The sequence below is a fragment of the Acrocarpospora catenulata genome, assembly GCF_018476525.1.
Classification (GTDB): Bacteria; Actinomycetota; Actinomycetes; order Streptosporangiales; family Streptosporangiaceae; genus Acrocarpospora; species Acrocarpospora catenulata.
On record NZ_JAHCST010000142.1, the window covers coordinates 1 to 2,212 of the forward strand.

Consider the following 2,212-nt stretch of genomic DNA (forward strand, 5'->3'; position numbering starts at 1 on the left):
AGCGGGCGGCCGTTGAGTCGGCATGAGGCGCGGTATCGAGATTGCTCTCAACCCGTCTCCTCATGCCGCTCGCCGAACCCGCCGTGCGCCTTTCAACGCAACGGGCTCTCCACGGTTGCTGCCGTCAGGGGTGGGCAGGAGCCCACGGTGTGGGGATCTTGCTGCCGCGATAGCGGTACCGGTTGATCGGTATGGCCGCGATGCGCTTCAACTCGATCTCACCCGCGTTGATCGGCCTCCACGTCCCGGTGGGAGTGGTGAGCCATCGGCGGATGTCCTTCCATCTCCAGCGATGCCGTGTCCGCAACATGCGAATCACCCGGAACCAGGTGAAGTGGTCCAGGGCGCTGAACACCCGCTGCGCCACGGCGTGCTTGAAATAGATGGCCCATCCGTAAAGAGTCCAGTTGAGTCGCCTCAATATGGACCCGAGCTCCTGTTGTGAGATTCTGGGCGTCAGGGCACGGACCTTCGTCTTCACCGCCCGGATGGCCTGGGGAGAGATGAGGGTGTAGACGTACCACTGGTGGCTTCCTCGCTTGCGACGCCACTGGAGGCGGAATCCGAGGAAGTCGATCGCCTCGCTCAGGTGCACGATCCGGGTTTTGGCCGGTGACAGCCGCAACCCCAACGGGGCCAGCACCTCAGCGATCTGTTCGCGCAGCGCGTGTGCGTCGCCGCGCTGGCCGAAGACGAGCACGACGAAATCGTCGGCGTAGCGGACCAGCCGCCAGTTCGCCTGGGCTTTGCGGCGGCGCTGTGCGCGCTGGACAGGGGTGCTCATGGCTCCGCCGTCTTTCCACGGCCGATGCAGATGCTCATCGAGCACCGACATGACCACGTTGAAGAGCAGCGGAGACAGGATTCCCCCTTGCGGGGTGCCGGTCCGGCTGTCCTTGTGCTGGCCGAGTTCGGTAAGGATCCCGGCCTTGAGGAACGCCTTGACCAGCCGCAGGACGCGTTTGTCCTTCACGCGGAGGCGCACGCGGTCCATCACCGCGGTGTGCGCGACGTTGTCGAAGGCCGCTTCGATGTCGGCATCCAGTACCCAGCGATAGCCCCGGGTGCCGAAATAGTGAATCTCCGCGATCGCGTCCTGAGCGCGCCGCCCTGGTCGGAACCCGTAGGAGACCGGCACGAAGTCGGCCTCGAAAATGGGTTCCAGCACCAGTTTGAGCGCCGCCTGAACGACCCGGTCGGCCACGGTGGGAATGCCCAAGCGGCGCACCTTACCCGCTCCGCCCGGCTTGGGGATTACCCGTTCCCGCACCGGCAGCGGTCGGAAGGTGCCCGCCTTGAGCTGGTCCCGTAAATCGTCCAGGAACCCCGGGACTCCGATGATGCGCTCGACGTGTGCGACGGTCAGCCCGTCGACGCCGGGCGTCCGGGCCCCTTGATTGCCCGCGACCCGGTCGAACGCCATCAGCAGCGTTGCCGGATCGTGCACGAGGTTGAACAGATCCTCGAACCGGCGGCCCGGATCGGCCACCGCCCAACGGTGAAGTTTGGCCTGCATCTCCGATACCCGCCGGCGCGGCCCCATCGGGACCGCCTCCGGCCAGGCGCCCGCATTCACTGGCGCGTCTTTCGGCATTGCAGCATCCTTCCCTTCGCGCAATCGCTGCCGCCCTTGGCCATGTGACCGGCTTTCCCGGCCTCGGACTACTACGGCGGCTCCGCCCCGTCCGGCCACCTCGGCGGTCGGTGCGCCTATCCCGTCAACGGACTGGCTGCCCGCCTGCGGGAGGTGCGACCGGACGGTTCCCGTGTTCACACCGTTTCGCTTGGTGGAGGAGGAGCCCGACTATGTCCCAGCGGCCTCGCCATGGGTACGCCGCAGACCTTCCCCATGGCCTCCCGGCAGGGGTCAAGAAACCCGCCTAAGGAGTTCCCGCCGCCGATCTGCCGGTGACGAGACGCACCGCGCCCGGCCCGTATCTGTCAGGTTTGAGCCGGTCTATATTTGAGGGACGTAATGACGCCGGTTCCTCGCGTACTCCTTTCCACCTCGCTCGCCAGGCCCGCCCCATCTGGCAGTGCTGGCACGTCCTGGCTTTGTCAGGGCTGCTCCCGCCCTTCCCGGCACCACCCGGTTCAGGCTGCCCTCAGCTTCCCCGCCCTGCTGCGACAGTTTGGGGGAGAAGGTCTTTCACCTCCTCGCGAACCGGTGCGCCGCACGGCGCACCTTGACTCATATAAGAACAATTCGGCA

Annotated in this window: 1 protein-coding gene; it reads right to left on the bottom strand. The window is 66.2% G+C overall.

Annotation, left to right across the window (positions count from 1 at the left end; all coding sequences use genetic code 11):
• Nucleotides 1–124 precede the first annotated feature (124 nt).
• On the bottom strand, nucleotides 125–1,594 hold the full coding sequence (gene ltrA, locus KIP79_RS46050; protein ID WP_214111412.1) for a group II intron reverse transcriptase/maturase: 1,470 nt from the start codon (nucleotides 1,592–1,594) through the stop codon (nucleotides 125–127).
• Nucleotides 1,595–2,212 lie beyond the last annotated feature (618 nt).

What these genes read in the sequence shown, in the direction of transcription:
- ltrA (WP_214111412.1), bottom strand. Translation starts at nt 1,594, where the DNA reads ATGCCGAAAGACGCGCCAGTGAATGCGGGCGCCTGGCCGGAGGCGGTC.